The following is an 18,685-nucleotide window of genomic DNA, read 5'->3' as shown; positions in this document are numbered from 1 at the left end:
GAGCCTCCCACATCTCGTGACCGCCGTCCGGTGTTATGCCAATGGCGTAACGCCAGCAGCGGCGCTACATTAGCGCCTCCGGTTTTCTCCGCTTCAAGCCTTCATCAAGGGTTCGTCCATGTATTTAGGCATCGATCTCGGCACCTCCGAAGTAAAAGTCCTGCTGCTTGCAAGCGATGGCAGCGTCATCGGCACGGCGGGTACGCCGTTCACCGTATCGCGTCCGAAACCCCGCTGGTCGGAGCAGAATCCGCTCGACTGGTGGGACGGCACGCGCGCTGCACTCTTCGCCTTGCGCGACAAATTCCCGCAAGAGTTCGCGCAGATTCGCGGTATCGGTTTGTCGGGACAGATGCACGGCGCGGTGCTGCTCGATTCCGAAGATCGCGTGCTGCGTCCGGCGATTCTCTGGAACGACATGCGCAGTGACAAGGAATGCGACGAACTCACGCAAACCGCGACGGAGTTGCATCGCATTGCCGGCAATCTCGCGATGCCCGGCTTCACCGCGCCCAAACTGCTTTGGGTGAAGCATAACGAGCCGGATATCTTCAACCGGACGGCTTGCGTGTTGTTGCCGAAAGATTATCTGCGCCTGCATCTGACGGGCACGAAAGTGTCCGATCCATCGGATGCAGCGGGCACGTTGTGGCTCGATGTCGCCCGCCGCGACTGGTCCGACGAACTGCTCGCCGCATGCAGCATGACGCGCGCGCAGATGCCGGCGCTTGCCGAAGGCAGCGAACCGTCGGGCACGTTGCTGCCGGAGCTTGCGCGCGAACTCGGTCTGCGCGATGGCGTGATCGTCGCGGCAGGCGGTGGCGATAACGCGGCGAGCGCAGTGGGTATCGGCGCGACAGAACCTGGCGATGGCTTCCTGTCGCTTGGAACATCGGGCGTGCTGTGCGTGGTGGGCGATCGCTTCAGGCCGAATCCGGCGTCCGCCGTGCACGCGTTCTGCCACGCCATTCCCGACAGATGGCATCAGATGAGCGTGGTGTTGTCGGCGGCGAGTTGCTTGCGCTGGGTCTGCAAACTGACCTCTACCGACGAACCCACGCTGCTCGCCGAAATCGAAGCGCTCGATCCGGCTGCGCTCGAGATCGCGCCGCTGTTCCTGCCGTATCTCAGCGGCGAACGCACGCCGCACAACGACCCTTATGCACAGGGCGTGTTCTTCGGCATGACGCACGCAACCGATCGCGCGCTGCTCGGCTACGCGGTGCTGGAAGGCGTGACGCTGGCGCTGACCGATGGCCTCGACGCCTTGCAGGCCGCCGGCACGGAAGTACACGCGTTGTCGCTCTTGGGCGGCGGTGCGCGCAGCAAGTACTGGGGCCAGTTATTGGCCGATGCCCTCAACACCCGCACGCGCACGCACGGCGGCGGCGAGACGGGCGCGGCGTTGGGCGCAGCGCGTCTCGGCTGGCTCGCGGCAGGCGGCGACCCCGCCGTCGTTCTGGCGAAACCGCCGGTGAAGGACGAATTCATTCCAAACCCGGAACGTCATGCAATCCTGCGCCAGCGGCTGAAAGGATTCCGCGAGTTGTATCAGCACGTGAAGCCGTTGTTCGATCCGGCGCGCCCACGCCTCGCCTGAAGATCCGGTGCGGAAGGTTTCCAACAAAACCTTTCGCGCCGAGCGTGCACAATATCGATAAATCCGCGCGCCTCCTCGGGCGCGCGATCTACATTTGCATTCGATATAAACGACCTGACATCGAGCTCCCGTGCCCAAGTCCAACGAAAAACTCGATCTCGCCACTCGCGCCGCGTGGCTCTATTACGTCGCGGGAAACACGCAGAACGAAATCGCGGAGAAGCTGCAGATCTCGCGTCCAGTCGCGCAGCGCCTCGTTGCGTTTGCGGTGGAAAAGAACTTGATTCGCGTGCGCGTGGATCATCGCGTGGCGGATTGTTTGTCGCTGGCGGCGCAGTTATCGAAGCGATACGGCTTGTCGATGTGCGAAGTCGTGCCTATTGACGGCGATTCACCCGAGCAAGTTGACCGCAAGCTGGCGGTGGCGGGCGCGCAAGTCATGGAGCGTTATCTCACCGACGAAAAACCGCTCGTCATCTCGATCAGCAGCGGCCGGACACTCAAGGCCGTCGTCGCGCAAATCGGGCAACTGGAGCGGCCGCAGCACAGGTTGGTCTCCATGGTCGGGGCGATCGCCCAGGACGGCTCATCGAACCGGTACGACGTTGCACAGCACTTGTCCGAGAAGACCGGCGGCAAGCACTTCATGCTGCCCGCTCCGTTGATGGCCGACAGCCGCGCCGAGCGCGCGCAATGGGTCAATCACCGCTTGTACAGGATCGTGGATGCATTGTCCGAGAATGCCGATGTGGCGTTCGTCGGCATCGGCAACATGGGGATCAATTGCCCGCTGCATGAGGACGGGTTTATTACCACCGCTGAAGTCGAAGAGATGATGGAAGGCGGCGCCGTGGCCGAGCTGCTTGGCTTGCCCATCGATGCGGAAGGCGTCAGGGTCAAATCGACAACCGGCGAGCGCGTGACGAGCTTGCCGCTCGATACGCCGCCGAAGCGACCGACCATCGGCTTTGCGGGCGGGATCAGGAAGCGCGCAGCGGTTATCGCTGCGTTGAAGGGGAAATGGCTGTCGGGGTTGGTGACGGATGAGTTGTGCGCGCAGGCTGCTTTGGAAGCCTGATTCAGAGACCTTGATCAAAAAACGCCCGGACATGTCCGGGCGTTTTCGCGTGAGCTCGTCAAACCATCAAGCCGCCGACAACACCTCGACGATCTTCCGTTGATACGCAATGCCCTCGGCATTGAACAAATGGCAATGCTCTGGCATTGCGCCAAGCTTCAGCACTTCGCCTCGCGAATGACGCTCGAGCGGCGGAATCCGGGCGATGATCCCTTCCGGCGCCACCGATGACTCCGCGTACAGATACGCGGCATCGCCGAGCGACTCGACGGCCATCGTTTTCGCCGATACCCCGTGCTCCACCGTCGCCGCTGTGCCCGCATGGAGATGCTCGGCACGAATCCCGACTGTCACCAAATCGCCGACCTTGACGCTGCCCGGTTCAACTGCAGCGCGTTGCGTCTCGCCTGTTTCATACTTGACGAGCACGCCATCGCTCAGCACTTGCGTGACTTCGCCATTGAAGAAATTCATCTTCGGCGAACCGATGAAACCCGCCACGAACTTGTTCTGCGGCGCGTGATAAAGCTGATTCGGCGTACCGACCTGCTCCACATTCCCCGCCGACAGCACCACGATCTTGTCCGCGAGCGTCATGGCTTCGACCTGATCGTGCGTCACGTAGATCATCGTGGTCTTCAACTCGTCGTGCAGGCGCGCGAATTCCAAGCGCATCTTCACGCGCAATGCGGCGTCGAGGTTGGAAAGCGGTTCATCGAAGAGGAACACCTTCGGCTTGCGCGTGATCGCCCGGCCGATCGCCACGCGCTGACGCTGACCACCCGACAACTGCTTCGGTTTCCTATCGAGCAAATGATCGATGTGCAGGATCTTCGCCGCTTGCTTGACCGCGGCATCGATTTCCGGCTTCTTGGTGCCCGCAAGCTTTAGACCAAACGCCATGTTGTCGTAGAGCGTCATGTGCGGATACAGCGCGTACGACTGGAACACCATCGCAATGCCGCGCTTGGCGGGCGGCACGTCGTTCACACGCACGCCGTCGATGGTCAGGTCGCCGCCGCTGATGTCTTCGAGTCCGGCGATCATCCGCATCAACGTGGACTTGCCGCAACCGCTCGGGCCCACGAACACGACGAACTCACCGTCGGCGATATCGAGGTTCACGCTGCGAATGACTTCGGTTTCTTCGTAGCGCTTGTTGATGTTGCGCAGATTAAGGCTTGCCATGATGGAGTCTCCGTCTTTAACTTCGCTTTGTTTTCTGCGAGCACAAGGCTCAAGGCAGTTCAAAGCTTGCGTTTTGCAGCCACTGTTCGACAAGCGCGGGGAGCTGCCCCATCTCGTCGAACACGACACTTGCGCCAGCACGTTTCAGCGCATCGATTTGTCCTTCACTTGCATGACCGCCGCCCACGAAACCCAGCACCGTCATACCCGCCGCTGACGCCGCCGTCACACCGGTCACGCTGTCTTCCACCACCACGCAACGCTCGGGCGCGACACGCAAGGTGCGTGCAGCCGCCAGATACACGTCGGGCGCGGGCTTCGGATTCGCGACCGTGTCGGCGCAAAAAAGACGCTCGCCGAAATAGCGCACGAGGCCCGTGCGGCTCAGCACGGCTTCCACATACGACGTAAAACTGTTGCTCGCGCAGGCCTTGCGCAGCGAAATGCGGCCGAGCGCTGAATCAATGCCATCGACCGCCGGCGCTTCTACCGCCGACGCTTCCACGACCGCCCGGATCGCATCGATCTGCGCGGCATCGAGCGTCTGCCCAAGCGTTTCAGCCGCCCGCCTGAGGACCGTTTCAATGCGCAGTCCGAGCAGCGGCGTGACGATCGGTTCAGCGTCCACGCCGGGCCAGAGCGTCTCGATCTCCTGCACGAGCATGCGGCCCGCGATGGCTTCGCTGTCGATCAGCACGCCGTCGCAATCGCAGATCAGCAGGTGATCGTCGTGGGCAGCGGCTGCACTGGATGCACCCGCTGCGCCGGCTTGGGACAAGTTCAAGTTCACTGGATCGGCCTCTAAAGTGCTACATGTACGACGTCACTGCGCTACTTCACTGCGCCGAAGGTCAGTCCGCGCACGAGCTGTTTCTGCGACAGCCAGCCGACGATCAGAATTGGCGCAACCGCCAGCAACGACGCCGCCGAAAGCTTGGCCCAGAACAACCCTTCAGGACTTGAATACGAAGCGATGAACACTGTCAGCGGCGCCGCGTTCGAGCTCGACAAGTTGATACTCCAGAATGCCTCGTTCCACGACAGGATCACGAGCAGCAGACCCGTGGACGCGAGTCCCGGCAAAGACATGGGCATGAGCAGATAGACGATTTCCTGCCACGTCGCCGCGCCATCTATACGGCCTGCTTCCAGAATGTCGCGCGGGATCTCGTTGAAGTACGTGTACGACATCCATACGGCGATCGGCAAATTGATCAGCGTATAAACGATGATCAAGCCCCACACGGTGTCGAGCATGCCGGTGTTCTTCCACAGCAAGTAGATCGGCACCAGCACGCCGACCGACGGCATCATCTTCGTCGACAGCATCCACAGCAGAACCTTCTGCGTCTTCTTCGTCGGGAAGAACGCCATTGCATAGGCGCACGGCACGGCGAACAACAAGCAGATCACCGTGACGCCGACCGAGATCAGGATGGAATTCCACGCAAACGCAAAGTAGTTGCTGCGCGCGAAGACCTCGCGAAAACTGTCGAGTGTCGGCGTGAAAAAGAGCGACGACGAATACGCCTGCTGCTCCGTCTTGAATGCCGTGATGGTCATCCAGAAGATCGGGAAGAACAGCAGCAGCGCGAACAGCCAGGCAATCACGCCAAGCACGCTGCGCTTGAGCGTATCGAGAAACGGCGCGGACGTTGTTGCGGTAACGGGATGGCTCATGATTCGTACTCCCCTTTCAGGTTCTTCGAGAGCATCCGCACGAGGAAGAACGCCACGATATTCGCCAGCACGACCGCCAGAATGCCGCCCGCCGATGCCAGGCCCACGTCGAATTGCTGCAAGCCAAGCGAGTAGATCAGGTACGACAGGTTGGTCGTCGCTGTGCCGGGACCGCCGCCGGTTGTCGTATAGATTTCGGCGAAGATCGACAGCAGGAAAATGGTTTCCATCATCACGACCACGGCAATCGCGCGCTTCAGGTGCGGCAGCGTGATGTAGAAGAACATCGAGAAAGCGCCCGCACCGTCGATCCGCGCCGCTTCCTTTTGCTCCTGGTCGAGCGACTGGATCGCCGTGAAGAGAATCAGGAACGCGAACGGCAGCCATTGCCACGCGACAATCATGATCACCGCAAACAGTGGATACTCGCCAAACCAGTCGATCGGCTGCATCCCCATCGATCGCATTGCTGAAGCGACCAGTCCGTAGACCGGGTGCAGGATCATGTTCTTCCAGATCAGCGCGCTGACCGTCGGCATGACGAAGAACGGGGCAATCACCAGCAATCGCGCAATGCCCTGCCCGATGAACTTCCGATCGAACAACACTGCGAGCAGCACGCCGCCGATCACGGTAATGGCAAGCACGGAACCGATCAGCACCAGCGTATGGACAATCGACGGACCGAAGGCCGGGTCGGTCGCGAGGAACTCGTAATTATCGAGGCCAGCGAAGCCCTTTACGTCCGGGTTCAGCAAGTTGTATTTCGAAAACGAATACCAGATGGTCATCGCAAGCGGGATGGCCATCCACAAAAACAATACGGCAGTCGACGGCGTGATTAGCCAGCGCACCGACTTCGCGCGTTTCTTGTCGCGCTCCGCCGCGGACTCCGCGTACGTATTCGATATGGGGGGATTAAGTTGACTCATGGTCGTGTCACCTCTCGATGAAGCGCAGGCCGCGCGCGTGGGCTCTTGATGAAAGAGCGGCGCGACCTGCTGTACTACATTAGGCGCCAGGAGTGTGGGCCTCGACTGCCAGAGAACTTACTTCGGATTACTTTTGATAACCGGCTTGCTTCACCGCACGGTCCGCGGTCGCGTTGCCTGCTTTCAATGCTGCATCGACAGTGGTTTGTCCTGCAACCACGCCTGCTATCGACTGGCCGACCACCGTTCCGAACGACTGGAACTCCGGAATGCCGACGAACTGAACGCCGGTGTACGGAATCTTCTTCATCGAAGAATCGTTCGGGTTAGCCGATTCAATTGCGCTCAGCACGAAGTCGCCAAACGGCGCAGCCTTCTTGTACTCAGGATTGGCGTAGGTCGACTTGCGCGTGCCCGGAGGAACCGATGCCCAGCCTTCATCTTTCGCAGCCAACTGGATGTATTCCTTCGATGTCGCCCACGTCGCGAACTTCTTCGCGGCGTCTTGCGACTTCGACGTCTTCGGAATGGCCAGCGACCACGACCACAACCAGTGCGAGCCCTTCGGCGTCACGGCAACCGGCGCTGCAGCAAAGCCGATCTTGTCCGCGACTTGCGATTGCGACTTGTTGTAGAGCATGCCGGCTGCAACCGTGGCATCGATCCACATTGCGCACTTGCCCGAAGACATCAGCGTCAGGTTCTCGTTGAAGCCGTTCGAGCTGGCTCCCGGAGGACCGTCGTTCTTCAGCAAGTCGGCGTAGAACGTGATCGCCTTGTGCCATTCCGGCGTGTCGAGCTGCGCCTTCCAGTTCTCGTCGAACCAGCGGCCGCCGTACGTATTCACGAGCGTCGATACGAACGCCATGTTCTCGCCCCAGCCCGCCTTGCCGCGCAAGCAGATGCCGTACTGGCCCTTGGCTTTGTCGGTGAGCTTGTCGGCGAATTGCTTGATCTGGTCGTAGGTCGGCTGATCCGGCATCTTCAGGCCGGCCGCTTCGAACAGGTCCTTGCGGTAATACGTCATCGAGCTTTCGACATAGAACGGCAGCGCGTACAACTGGCCGTTATACGAGAGGCCATCGCGTGCGGTCTTCACCACGTCGTCGAGATCGTAGTCAGCCGGGAGATTCGTCATTGGCACGAGCCAGCCGCGCTTGCCCCATTGCGGCGCTTCGTACGTACCGATCGCCATCACGTCGAACTGGCCGCTGTTCGTGGTGATGTCGGTGGTGGCGCGTTGACGCAGCACGTTTTCTTCCAGGATGACCCACTTCAACTGGATATCCGGATTGGCTTTTTCGAACGCCGGCGACAGCTTCTTCAACTCGATCATGTCCGGGTTGTTAAGTGTCGCGATGGTCACGGTCGCGGCCTTCGAGGCAACCGGCACAAGCGCGGCTGCAGCGAATGCGGCGCACGCGAATGAGCGCATCGGCAGGTTTTTAAGAGTGAATGTGGCGCGTTTCATGTTGTTTCGTCTCCTTTATCGTTAGCACGGCGCTCGTGCTGCGGGCTTGCATGACGCGTCGATCATCGGCTGATCGGATTGATACGGGCTACTACGTACTTTCTGGTACTCGTGAAACGTGAATTCGTTGCGGGCGGATTTCGATGCGGCTTTCAATGCCATCGCCGCCCACAGGTTCAGCTCATCCAGTTGCCGCCATCCACATTCAGCGTCTGCGCGGTAATGTAATCCGAATCCGCCGATACCAGGAACAAGGCCGCGCCCGTCAGATCGTTCGGCAGGCCCATGCGCCCCAGCGGTACCGCTTCGCCGACCAGGCGCTTCTTCTCGCCGAGCGGACGGTTTTCATATTTTGCGAAAAGCGCATCGACGGTTTCCCACATCGGGGTATCGACCACGCCCGGTGCGATGCTGTTCACGTTGATGCCATGCTGCGCAAGACCAAGTGCTGCCGATTGCGTGTAGCTGATCACGGCGGCCTTGGTTGCGCAATAGTGGGAAACTAGCGCCTCGCCGCGGCGACCCGCCTGCGACGACATGTTGACGATCTTGCCGCCACGGCCTTGCTTGACCATTTGCTGCGCGACGAGCTGCATCAGGAAGAACATGCCTTTCACGTTCACCGCGAAAAGACGATCGAAGATGTCCCAGGATTCGTCGAGGATCGGGCGCATGTCGAAGAGCGCCGCGTTGTTGTACAGGATGTCGATGCCGCCGAACTTGTCGACGGTAGAAGAGACAATGCGCTCCAGATCCTCGCGCCTGGTGACGTCGGCTTTGACTGCCAGTACGTTGCCCGCGTAATCCGCAAAACGCTGCGCCAGTTCGGCTTCATCTTTCAAATCGACGACGACGACCTTTGCGCCTTCGTCCAGGAATCGTTTGGTGACCGCTTCGCCGATACCGCTGGCCGCACCCGTCACGATAGCTACCTTGTCCTGCAATTTCACGGTTGTCTCCGGTTCGTCTTTTGACCGCTTTGTTCGCTCGGGCAGTGAGCGAACGCTCATCGCGTGATCAATTGCTCTCTGCGTGGTCGAATGATCGGTGACGCGTGAGGCGGTGTCAAGGCACGTTGTGATGTTTCGATGCTGCGACGCGGGAAAGGCACCTAAAACTGCGGGAAAACCCCAACCGGCGTGGCTTTGCGGGACGCGTCGATACGCCCGAAAGCGTGCTCGACATGCTTTGGTCATACGTCCAAAGGTGCATGATCGAGTGATACGTTATATCATCGCGGTCAATTCGGACGTCGCCTTTGATATGGGCTCCTCGTCCTTACAAACCCATCCCAGGAAACGCCATGAGCAAACTTGTCGCTGCTTTATTGACCTGCACTGCCCTTTTCTCTGCAAGCTTCGGCGGGACAGCCGTGGCGCAAACCGCGGCCAACGGGACAGTCGCGGTGGTCGCGGCCGAGAATTTCTACGGCGATGTGGTGCAGCAACTCGGCGGCAATCACGTCCAGGTGACCAGCATCCTGAGCAACCCCGACGAAGATCCGCATCTCTTCGAAGCCAGCCCGAAGACCGCCCGCGCGTTGCAGAACGCGGCGCTTGTCGTGTATAACGGCGCCGACTACGATCCGTGGATGGACAAGCTGCTTGGGGCATCGAAGGGAAAAGGACGCACGACAATCGTCGCGGCTCAACTGACAGGCAAGAAATCCGGCGATAATCCCCACCTTTGGTATGACCCGGCCACCATGCCGACTGTCGCAAAAGCGGTAAGCGCGTATCTGGTCCAGGCAGACCCGGCGCACAAGGCTGATTACGATGCGCGACTGGATACGTTCCTGACGTCGTTGAAACCCATCGACACGCGTGTCGCCGCGCTCAAAAGCCAGTTCAAGGGCGTGCCCGTGACGGCCACGGAACCTGTATTCGGCTATATGTCGGATGCGATCGGCCTCGATATGCGCAATGCCCGCTTCCAGCTTGCCGCCATGAACGATACGGAACCGAGCGCCTCGGATATCGCCGCGTTCGAAAAGGATTTGCGTGATCGTCAGGTGCACGTGCTGATCTATAACAGTCAGGCAACGGAAGCGTTGACCAAGCGCATGCTGAAAGTAGCTCACGATTCACACGTGCCGAGCATCAGCGTCACCGAGACGCTGCCCGCCGGCAAGACCTTCCAGACATGGATGACCTCGCAGCTCGACGCGTTGTCGGCTGCGTTGCAGGGAAAGACGAGATGAGTGTTTGGACGTTCGAGGATGCGTCTTGATGACGGCATCGACAAAAGCGGGGGCGCTAACCGTCGAGCACGTCACGCTTGAACTCGGCGGCCGGCCGATCCTGAACGACGCGAGCTTCAGCGTCGCGGCGGGTGAGTTTATCGGCGTGCTGGGGCCGAATGGCGCCGGGAAGACCACGCTCATGCGCGCGATGCTCGGGCTCCTGCCCTTGTCCCAAGGCGCGATCCGCGTGAACGGCGCGGCGGTGGTGCGCGGCAATGCATCGATTGGTTATATGCCGCAGATACGCAGCGGTCTTGCCGGACGGCGCGTGCGTGGCCGCGATTTTGTCGCGATGGCCGCCGATGGTCACCGCTGGGGTTTGCCGCGTGCAAGTGCCGCGGCACAAGCCGACGTGGATCGCGTGCTCGATCTCGTCGATGGCCGCGCGCTCGCCGCGCGTCCTTTGTCCGAGTTGTCTGGCGGCGAACGTCAGCGCTTGCTGCTCGCGCAATGCCTGCTCGGCGACCCGAAACTCCTTCTCCTCGATGAACCGCTGATCAGTCTCGATCCGCGTCACCAGACCGGCGTTGTCGATCTCGTGCGGCGCGTGCAGCGCGAGCTCGGGATTACCGTGCTGTTCTCGGCGCACGAACTCAATCCGCTGCTGAACTCCATTGACCGCGTGCTGTATCTCGGCAATGGCCGCGCGGCGCTCGGCACGATCGATGAAGTCATTACCAAGCCGGTTCTCTCGCAGCTTTATGGATCGCCGATCGACGTGATGCGCGTGAACGGCCGCATCTTCGTCATGGCCGGCGACGTGGAAGTCGACAAGCTCGATCACGCCCACGAAGACGGCCCCGACGGTCATTCGCATTCTCACGACCATGACCATGGTCACGATCACGGTCATCACCACTCCGGAACGCATTCCCACGATGTTTGAATACGAGTTCATGCGCAACGCCTTTGCAGCGTCGGGAATCGTCGCGATACTGGCGGGCATTGTCGGGTACTTTCTGGTGCTGCGCGGTCAGACGTTCGCGGGCCACGCCTTGTCGCACGTGGGTTTCACGGGCGCGACCGGCGCGGTGCTCGTGGGCGTTTCGCCGCTCTGGGGCATGATCGGCTTCACGCTCGTTGCGGGCGTCGGCATGGGCGCGCTGGGCGAAAAGCTCACGGGACGTGATGTTGCCATCGGCGTGATCCTGTCTTTATCGCTGGGATTCGGGTTGCTGTTCCTGCACTTCTTCACCGCGTATGCAAGCCAGGCAACCGCGCTGCTTTTTGGCAACGTGCTTGGCGTGAGTCACGAAACGCTTCTGGTGCTGGTTGGACTCGCCGTGGTCAGTCTCGGCGCGTTGGCCGTGATCATGCGGCCGTTGTTGTTCGCGTCGCTGCAGCCGGAGCTGGCTGAGGCCAAAGGGGTATCGCTGCGGCTCGTGTCCGTGCTGTTCCTCGCGATCACGGCGCTGGCAGTGGCGGCATCGACGCAGATCGTCGGCGTGTTGCTCGTGTTCGCACTGATGGTCGGACCGGCAGCGGCAGCGCAAAACGTGGCGACGCGGTTGTCGACCGGCGTGATGCTCGCGGCCGTTTTCGCGCTGGGACAGGCGTGGGTCGGGCTGACGCTGGCGTATTACACCGACTGGCCAACGAGCTTCTGGATCACGATGCTGTCGGCAGGGGTTTACGGGGTGAGTTTGTTGGGTCGAAAGTAGATCGCAATCACTGCGAGAACGAAAGCGCCCACGGCGCTCCCGTCCAACTTTGCCTCACGCGCACAACGTCCGCGCATGAAACGCCACATGCTCGCCGATAAGCGTCGAGATGAAGTAATACCCGTGGTCATACCCTTCATGCCGGCGCAGCGTCACCGTCTGCCCCGCCACCTTCGCGGCCGCCTCGAAAATCTCCGGATGCAGTTGCGTGGCGAGGAAATTATCGGCAAGACCCTGATCTATCAGGATCCCTGCATCGAACTTCGTCTTCGCGCTTTTCACCAGTTCGCTCGCGTCGTACTGCTTCCACGTTTCCCGATCATCACCCAGATAACCTGAAAACGCCTTCTCGCCCCACGGGCAATGCGAAGGCGCGGCAATCGGCGCGAACGCCGATACCGACTTGTAGATGTCCGGATTCCTCAGCGCCAGAACCAGCGCGCCGTGACCGCCCATCGAGTGGCCGAAGATACCCAGACGATCCTCGCGAACGGGCAACTCGGCCAGCACCGTGGTGCGCAACTCCTGCGTCACATACGAGTACATCCGATAATTGCGCGCCCAGGGTTCCTGCGTGGCATCGACGTAAAACCCCGCACCCACGCCGAAATCCCACGCTGCGCCCTCGTTCGGAACGCCCGCGCCGCGCGGACTGGTATCGGGCCCGATCAGCGCGATGCCATGCTCGCTCGCAAAACGCTGCGCGCCCGCCTTGATCGCAAACGTCTCCTCGGTACACGTGAGACCCGCGAGATAAAACAACGCGGGCACCTTGCCGTGTGCGGCTTGCGGCGGCAGGAAGACAGAGAATCGCATCGGCAAGCCGATGGTTTGCGAGTCGTGCTTATATGTCCGCTGCACGCCGCTAAAGCAGCGATGTTCTTCCACGAGTTCCAGCATCGTCGTCATCCTCAGTACAGAACCACCGAGCGGATCGACTCGCCCTTCTTCATCAGGTCGAAACCTTCGTTGATGCGCTCGAGCGGCAGTGTGTGCGTGATCAGGTCATCGATATTGATCTTGCCTTCCATATACCAGTCGACGATCTTCGGCACATCCGTGCGTCCGCGCGCGCCGCCGAACGCCGAGCCTTTCCATTCGCGGCCGGTCACGAGCTGGAACGGACGCGTCGAGATTTCCTCGCCCGCCGCTGCCACGCCGATGATGAACGACTGTCCCCAGCCCTTGTGCGTGCATTCGAGGGCCTGACGCATCACCTTCGTGTTGCCGATACATTCGAACGAATAATCAGCGCCGCCGTCGGTAAGTTGGACGATGTGATCGACCACGTTCGGCACTTCGTTCGGGTTGATGAAGTGCGTCATGCCGAACTTTTTCGCGAGTTCCACACGGCCCGGATTGATATCGACGCCAATGATCTTGTCGGCGCCCACCATCTTCGCGCCCTGGATCACATTCAAGCCGATACCGCCCAGACCGAACACGACCACATTCGCACCCGCTTCGACCTTCGCCGAATACACGACCGCGCCGACGCCCGTTGTCACGCCACAGCCGATATAGCAGATCTTGTCGAACGGCGCATCTTCACGTACCTTCGCGACCGCGATTTCCGGCACGACGATGTAGTTCGAGAACGTCGATGTCCCCATGTAATGGAACAGCGGTTTCCCGCCGATGGAAAAACGCGACGTCGCGTCCGGCATCAACCCGCGGCCTTGCGTGGACCGAATGGCCTGGCACAAGTTGGTCTTGCGCGAGAGACAAAATTTGCACTGGCGGCATTCCGGCGTGTAGAGCGGAATGACGTGATCGCCCTTCTTCAAGGTGCCGACACCCGGACCTACATCCGCGATCACGCCCGCGCCTTCATGCCCGAGGATCGCCGGAAAAATGCCTTCCGGGTCTGCGCCGGATAACGTGTAGTAATCGGTGTGGCAAATGCCTGTTGCTTTCACTTCAATCAGCACTTCGCCGGCGCGCGGCCCTTCAAGATCCACTTCCTCGATGGTCAGCGGCTTTCCGGCTTCCCATGCAATGGCGGCTTTCGTCTTCATGTGTCCGACTCCTTTCGATAATCGATAATCGTTGATTCAGGGATTCTCAGGGCTGCGTTCAAACTACGTTCAGGACTTCGTAGCATGCGCCCATCGTGTGATAGTCGACCTTGCCCGCAGGGCTTTTCTCGTCGCTGTACTTGGTGTTGTCGCGCGCGAGGATCCGGTACCACGCGCCCCACTTATGGTCGACAAAGTGTTCCCAGCTATAAGCCCACAACCGGTCGTAATCATTCCAGTAACGGGTCGCGGCGGCGGCGTCGCCGTCACGCGCCCCGCGCTCGGCAAGCAACGCGGCTGTTGCCAGCGATTCGGCCTGGACCCAGAAATACTTGTCTTCGTCGTAAAACTTGCCTTCCACGTCGAAGCCATAAACCATGCCGCCATGCTCGTGGTCCCACGAGAGTTCGATGGCTTTGTCGAAGAGTTCACGCGCGCGCTTCACGTGCCACGCTTCCGGACGATGCCGGTCGAGGATCAGCAAAAGCTTCGCCCATTCCGTCTGATGTCCCGGCTGGAATCCCCACGGACGGAAGATATTCGACTTGTCGCCCTTGTTGTAATCCCAGTCCACCGACCAGTCCGGCTTGTAGTGTTCCCAGACGAGCCCGCCGGCAAGCGCGGCCTGACGGTTGACCATGTTGTCTGCGAGCAGCGCGGCACGGTCGAGGTAACGCACGTCCTTTGATGCTTCGAATGCGGCGAGCATCGCTTCGCAAGCGTGCATGTTGGCGTTCTGCCCGCGATAGTCCGACACCAACCAATCAGCGCTCGCTTCGTCCTTGTACAGGCCGTGTTCAGCGTCCCAGAAACGCGCTTCCATCAGGTCCCAAGTTTCTTCCAGATAGGCCCGCGCTTCTTCGAATCCGGCTTCGAGCGCCTTCGCATACGCGAGCACCACAAACGCAAGGCCATAGCAGTGATTGGTGCCATCGGTGACCTGTCGGCCATCGAGCGTCCATGCATAACCGCCCGTTGCCGGATTCCGATGAAACTCCCGCAAATATTCGATGCCATGACGCACGCCGCCGCGATATTCATCGAGGCCGAAATGCTTGTAGGCCATTGCGTAGGTGAAAACGAAACGCGTACTCGATACAAGGTGCCGCGTCTTGCGATCATAGACGGCGCCGTTGTCCTTGTAGAAATGATAGAAACCGCCCGCCGGATCCATGCAATGCGGGTGATAAAACGTCATGGTCCGTAACGCATGGTCGAGCAGGAACTCGCGCGAGCGGAATTCGGGGAAGGGAGTCTGGGGCTTGGCGGTATCGGACATTTGTATGAGGTCTGCTGATTCTTGAAAAGCTCGTGTTCGTGACTTTGTGTGTGCGGCGTTAGTTTAAGCGCAGGCGTAAAACCCGGTTTTGAAAGCGCCGGGAATGCATGAAAAAGCATGAAAAACCCGGTTGCGACGGGTTTACCCCGTGCCCTCGCCGCACCACCCAAAAACGGACTATGCGTCCCGGCCGATAACCATCATAACCACGCCTCGCATATAAGTGCCCACGTTCGCGCGACGCAAATCGTTCAACGCCCGCCAGCCAACGCTTCGCCGCGCCACGCGCAATGTTAAGCCACTCGGGCCATATCAGCCCGGCTAAGGGGGCCATACGCCAACGTCGACTTGTTCTTGTTTTTTAAGCCACTTACCTTGGATCGCTCAAACAAGACGTCCGGATGGCACGGCGATCAAACTGTATGGAGAGAGACAAAGACATGGCATCAAACCCGGTTCATCCGTGCGACGAACGCTTACCCGCCGCCCAGTTGCTTACATTGGGCATCCAGCATGTACTCGTGATGTATGCGGGCGCCGTCGCCGTACCGCTGATTCTCGGCGCGGCGCTCAAGTTGCCGAAGGACCAGATCGCGTTCCTGATCAGCGCCGATCTGTTCTCATGCGGCGTTGCGACGCTGATCCAGACGCTCGGCCTGTGGATCTTCGGCATCCGCTTGCCGGTCATCATGGGATGCACGTTCGCGGCCGTCGGTCCGATGGTCGCCATCGGCACGAATCCCGGGCTCGGCATTCTCGATATATTCGGCGCGACCATTGCGGCGGGGGTCATCGGGATCTTTCTTGCACCGATGATCGGGAAGTTGCTGCGGTTTTTCCCGCCCGTCGTGGTCGGAACGGTGATCGCGGTGATCGGTTTATCGCTGATGGGCGTCGGGATCAACTGGGCAGCCGGCGGTGTGGAAAATCCCGAGTATGGCAATCCGGTGTATCTGCTGCTCGCGTTGGTCGTGCTCGTGCTGATTTTGTTGATCAACAAGTTCGGGCGCGGGTTTATCGCGAACATTTCGGTGCTGCTGGGAATCGTGGCGGGGTTTGCAATCGCGATGTCGCTCGGACGCGTCGACCTGAACGGCGTGACGAGCGCGCCGTGGGTCGGCATCGTGCTGCCGTTTCACTTCGGCTTGCCGCACTTCGACCCGCTGTCCATCGCGACGATGGTCATCGTCATGTTCGTCACGTTCATTGAATCGACGGGCATGTTCCTCGCCGTCGGCGACATGGTCGAGCGCCCTGTCGATCAGGATGCGCTGGTTCGCGGCCTGAGAGTCGATGGCCTTGGTACGTTGATCGGCGGACTTTTTAATTCGTTTCCGCATACATCGTTTTCGCAGAACGTCGGGCTGATCGGCGTGACCGGCGTGAAAAGCCGCTTTGTGTGCGCGACCGGGGGCGTAATTCTGGTGGCGCTCGGGCTTTTTCCGAAGATGGCGCAAGTGGTGGCGTCGGTGCCGCCGTTCGTGCTGGGCGGTGCGGGCATCGTCATGTTCGGGATGGTCGCGGCAAACGGCATCAAGGTGTTGTCGAAGGTCGACTTCGTGAAAAACCATCACAATTTGTTTATCGTGGCGGTGAGTATCGGGATGGGGCTTGTGCCGGTGGTTGCGCCTAAGTTCTTTTCGCAATTGCCGCACGCACTCGAGCCGATTTTGCACAGCGGGATCTTGCTGGCGTCGGTGTCGGCGGTGCTGCTCAATATCGTGTTCAACGGAGTGAAGAAGGAACGCGATGCGACGTGCGCGATCCGGCGAGCAGGGCATGATTTCGATGGGACGGCGAAGGCGGATCGGTGAAAAAGCCCGTTCTAAACGAGCATTAAAAAACCGCAGCCAAGGCTGCGGTTTTTTTTCACACGATCCAACTAACCCGCTTATCCCGCCGACCCAACCGCCTTCCCTTCAGCATCAACTTGCGGCTTTGCAACCGGGACCAGATGCTGCACCGGCACCAGCTTCGCCGGTCCTGTGGAAACCGAACCCACGGTCGCACTCGAAGCAGCAGCCGGAGCCGCCGTCGCCGGCGTACCGATATCGCGGTAATCCGGAATCAGATCCGCCGGACGTGGCTGATCGCCTGCATTCTCGATCCAGCCACCACCCAGCTCGCGATACAAATCCACAAGGTTGGTCGCGCGATCAAGCCGCGCCGATATCAGCAATTGCTGCGCGGTGTACAAATCATCTTGCGCCGTCAGCACCGAGAGATAGCTGTCCACGCCGTTGCGATAACGCAGGTCCGACAATTCCAGACGGCGTGACTGCGACTTCGTGAACGATTCGAGCGCTGTGATCTGCTGATCGTAAGTGCCGCGTGCCGCCAGACCGTCCGCCACTTCGCGGAATGCAGTTTGAATCGCCTTCTCGTAGTTCGCGATTTCGATGCGCTTCTGAATCTGCGCCACGTCGAGATTGGCGATGTTCGTGCCGCCCTCGAAGATCGGAATCGAAATCTGCGGCGCGAACGACCACGCCGCCGAACCCGGCTTGAACAATCCGCCCAGCGACGGCGACAAGGTCCCGAAACTTCCCGTCAGGGAGATTTTCGGGAAGAACGCTGCGCGCGCCGCGCCGATGTTCGCGTTAGCCGCGAGCAACGACTGCTCCGCCGACGCAATGTCCGGACGCCGCGCGAGCAGGTCGGACGGCAAGTCGGCCGGGATATCGGCGAGCAGGTTCTGGCTGTCGAGCGGCAAGCCAGGCGGCAGATCGGCGGGCAACGGCTCGCCTACCAGCAGCACCAGCGCATTCTCGGCCTGCGCCCGCAAACGCATTTGTGACTGCAGGTTGGCGGCAGCCTGTTGCTGAACGCCTTGCGCCTGACGCACATCGAGCTCGGTACCCACGCCGTTATCGAACTGCAGCTTCGTGATCCGATACGACTCGTCCGCCGTCTTCAGCGTGTTGCGCGTGACGGTGAGCTGGTCGTCGGCCGAAAGCATGGTCAGGTACTGATCGGCGACTTGCGAGACGAGCGAAATTTCCGCCGCCTTGCGAGTCTCAGCCAGCGCGAAGTATTGCGCCAGGGCCTGATCCTTCAGGCTTTGAATCCGCCCGAAGAAGTCGATTTCCCACGATGCATTCACACCCACCGAATACTGGTTCGAAATGGTCTGGTTGAAGAACGATAAATCCTTCGGCGTGCGCTGCTTGGTTTGCGAGCCGACTGCATCGAGTGTCGGAAACAAACCGGCGCGTGTGATCTGGTACTGCGCGCGCGCCGAAGCGACGTTGAGCATGGACACGCGCAGATCACGGTTGTTCTTTAACGCAATTTCAACGATCCGCTGCAAGCGGGCATCGGCGAAAAAATCACGCCAGCCGATATCCACCGCCGGTTTTGCATTGGCCGTGCGGTTGCTTGCATCGCCCGAGGTGGCGGTCGGCTGCTTGTCGTAGACGCCGCCTTGCGGGAACGTCTGGTCGACTGGCGCCGCCGGGCGCACATACTTCGGCGCCATGGTGCAGCCAGCCGCGAAAAGCGCGACCGCTGCCGCTATCAAGGAGTGTTTTAGCATC

At 60.3% G+C, this 18,685-nt stretch carries 15 protein-coding genes and 1 pseudogene; 6 read left to right on the top strand and 10 right to left on the bottom strand.

Going from position 1 to position 18,685, the window contains the following annotated elements; translation table 11 throughout:
* Nucleotides 1-118 precede the first annotated feature (118 nt).
* Both xylB and AXG89_RS09225 read left to right on the top strand, forming a co-directional pair.
* Nucleotides 119-1,600 carry a xylulokinase gene (gene xylB, locus AXG89_RS09230; RefSeq protein ID WP_062169374.1) on the top strand — a complete coding sequence of 494 codons (1,482 nt, stop codon included), beginning with the start codon at nt 119-121 and terminating at the stop codon, nt 1,598-1,600.
* A 130-nt stretch (nt 1,601-1,730) separates the two neighbouring features.
* Nucleotides 1,731-2,678: a sugar-binding transcriptional regulator gene (locus AXG89_RS09225; RefSeq protein WP_062169372.1), complete on the top strand. Its 948-nt coding sequence runs from the start codon at nt 1,731-1,733 to the stop codon at nt 2,676-2,678.
* A gap of 66 nt (nt 2,679-2,744) precedes the next feature.
* Here AXG89_RS09225 and AXG89_RS09220 read toward each other — a convergent pair whose 3' ends face one another.
* The 6 genes and pseudogenes from AXG89_RS09220 to AXG89_RS09195 all read right to left on the bottom strand — a co-directional run bounded on the left by AXG89_RS09220 (nt 2,745) and on the right by AXG89_RS09195 (nt 8,899).
* Nucleotides 2,745-3,866, bottom strand: a complete 1,122-nt coding sequence (locus tag AXG89_RS09220) for an ABC transporter ATP-binding protein (protein WP_062169370.1) — start codon at nt 3,864-3,866, stop codon at nt 2,745-2,747.
* A gap of 49 nt (nt 3,867-3,915) precedes the next feature.
* Complete coding sequence (locus AXG89_RS09215; protein ID WP_062170466.1) at nt 3,916-4,644, bottom strand: HAD family hydrolase; 729 nt, start codon at nt 4,642-4,644, stop codon at nt 3,916-3,918.
* 53 nt (nt 4,645-4,697) lie between these two features.
* Nucleotides 4,698-5,546, bottom strand: coding sequence for a carbohydrate ABC transporter permease (locus AXG89_RS09210; protein ID WP_061998682.1), 849 nt, complete (start codon nt 5,544-5,546; stop codon nt 4,698-4,700).
* Nucleotides 5,543-6,406: pseudogene (locus tag AXG89_RS09205) on the bottom strand (carbohydrate ABC transporter permease); the annotation flags it as partial. The pseudogene AXG89_RS09205 and the gene AXG89_RS09210, both read right to left, overlap by 4 nt.
* 199 nt (nt 6,407-6,605) lie before the next feature.
* The gene (locus AXG89_RS09200; RefSeq protein ID WP_061998680.1) at nt 6,606-7,949 is read right to left on the bottom strand and encodes an ABC transporter substrate-binding protein; all 1,344 of its coding nucleotides are present in this window, start codon (nt 7,947-7,949) and stop codon (nt 6,606-6,608) included.
* A gap of 176 nt (nt 7,950-8,125) precedes the next feature.
* On the bottom strand, nt 8,126-8,899 hold the full coding sequence (locus AXG89_RS09195) for an L-iditol 2-dehydrogenase (RefSeq protein ID WP_062000722.1): 774 nt from the start codon (nt 8,897-8,899) through the stop codon (nt 8,126-8,128).
* 353 nt (nt 8,900-9,252) lie between these two features.
* Between AXG89_RS09195 and AXG89_RS09190 the strand changes: the two genes are divergently transcribed.
* The 3 genes from AXG89_RS09190 to AXG89_RS09180 are packed head-to-tail and all read left to right on the top strand — an operon-like array spanning nt 9,253 to nt 11,852.
* Nucleotides 9,253-10,149 (top strand): metal ABC transporter solute-binding protein, encoded by an 897-nt coding sequence (locus AXG89_RS09190; RefSeq protein WP_062169368.1) that lies wholly within the window; start codon nt 9,253-9,255, stop codon nt 10,147-10,149.
* Nucleotides 10,150-10,177: 28 nt separating this feature from the next.
* Nucleotides 10,178-11,077: an ABC transporter ATP-binding protein gene (locus AXG89_RS09185; protein WP_062169366.1), complete on the top strand. Its 900-nt coding sequence runs from the start codon at nt 10,178-10,180 to the stop codon at nt 11,075-11,077.
* Nucleotides 11,070-11,852 (top strand): metal ABC transporter permease, encoded by a 783-nt coding sequence (locus AXG89_RS09180; protein ID WP_062000721.1) that lies wholly within the window; start codon nt 11,070-11,072, stop codon nt 11,850-11,852. Before AXG89_RS09185 ends, AXG89_RS09180 begins: the two co-directional genes overlap by 8 nt.
* 54 nt (nt 11,853-11,906) lie before the next feature.
* On the opposite strand, the gene fghA is transcribed toward AXG89_RS09180, so the two are convergent.
* Genes fghA through AXG89_RS09165 form a run of 3 tightly spaced genes read right to left on the bottom strand, consistent with a single transcriptional unit; the run spans nt 11,907 to nt 15,149 of the window.
* Complete coding sequence (gene fghA, locus AXG89_RS09175; RefSeq protein WP_062170464.1) at nt 11,907-12,752, bottom strand: S-formylglutathione hydrolase; 846 nt, start codon at nt 12,750-12,752, stop codon at nt 11,907-11,909.
* 11 nt (nt 12,753-12,763) lie between these two features.
* Nucleotides 12,764-13,870: an S-(hydroxymethyl)glutathione dehydrogenase/class III alcohol dehydrogenase gene (locus tag AXG89_RS09170; protein ID WP_062169364.1), complete on the bottom strand. Its 1,107-nt coding sequence runs from the start codon at nt 13,868-13,870 to the stop codon at nt 12,764-12,766.
* A gap of 58 nt (nt 13,871-13,928) precedes the next feature.
* Nucleotides 13,929-15,149 (bottom strand): AGE family epimerase/isomerase, encoded by a 1,221-nt coding sequence (locus AXG89_RS09165; protein ID WP_062169362.1) that lies wholly within the window; start codon nt 15,147-15,149, stop codon nt 13,929-13,931.
* A gap of 440 nt (nt 15,150-15,589) precedes the next feature.
* Here AXG89_RS09165 and AXG89_RS09160 point away from each other — a divergent pair, with 440 nt between their 5' ends.
* On the top strand, nt 15,590-16,963 hold the full coding sequence (locus tag AXG89_RS09160) for a nucleobase:cation symporter-2 family protein (RefSeq protein WP_062169360.1): 1,374 nt from the start codon (nt 15,590-15,592) through the stop codon (nt 16,961-16,963).
* 77 nt (nt 16,964-17,040) lie between these two features.
* On the opposite strand, the gene AXG89_RS09155 is transcribed toward AXG89_RS09160, so the two are convergent.
* Nucleotides 17,041-18,684, bottom strand: coding sequence for an efflux transporter outer membrane subunit (locus AXG89_RS09155; RefSeq protein WP_082771378.1), 1,644 nt, complete (start codon nt 18,682-18,684; stop codon nt 17,041-17,043).
* Between the last annotated feature and the right edge of the window lies 1 nt (nt 18,685).

It is taken from the genome of Burkholderia sp. PAMC 26561 (assembly GCF_001557535.2).
Taxonomy (GTDB): Bacteria; Pseudomonadota; Gammaproteobacteria; order Burkholderiales; family Burkholderiaceae; genus Caballeronia.
Note: the sequence above shows the minus strand (reverse complement) of the source record. Positions and strands in the feature narration are given on the sequence as shown.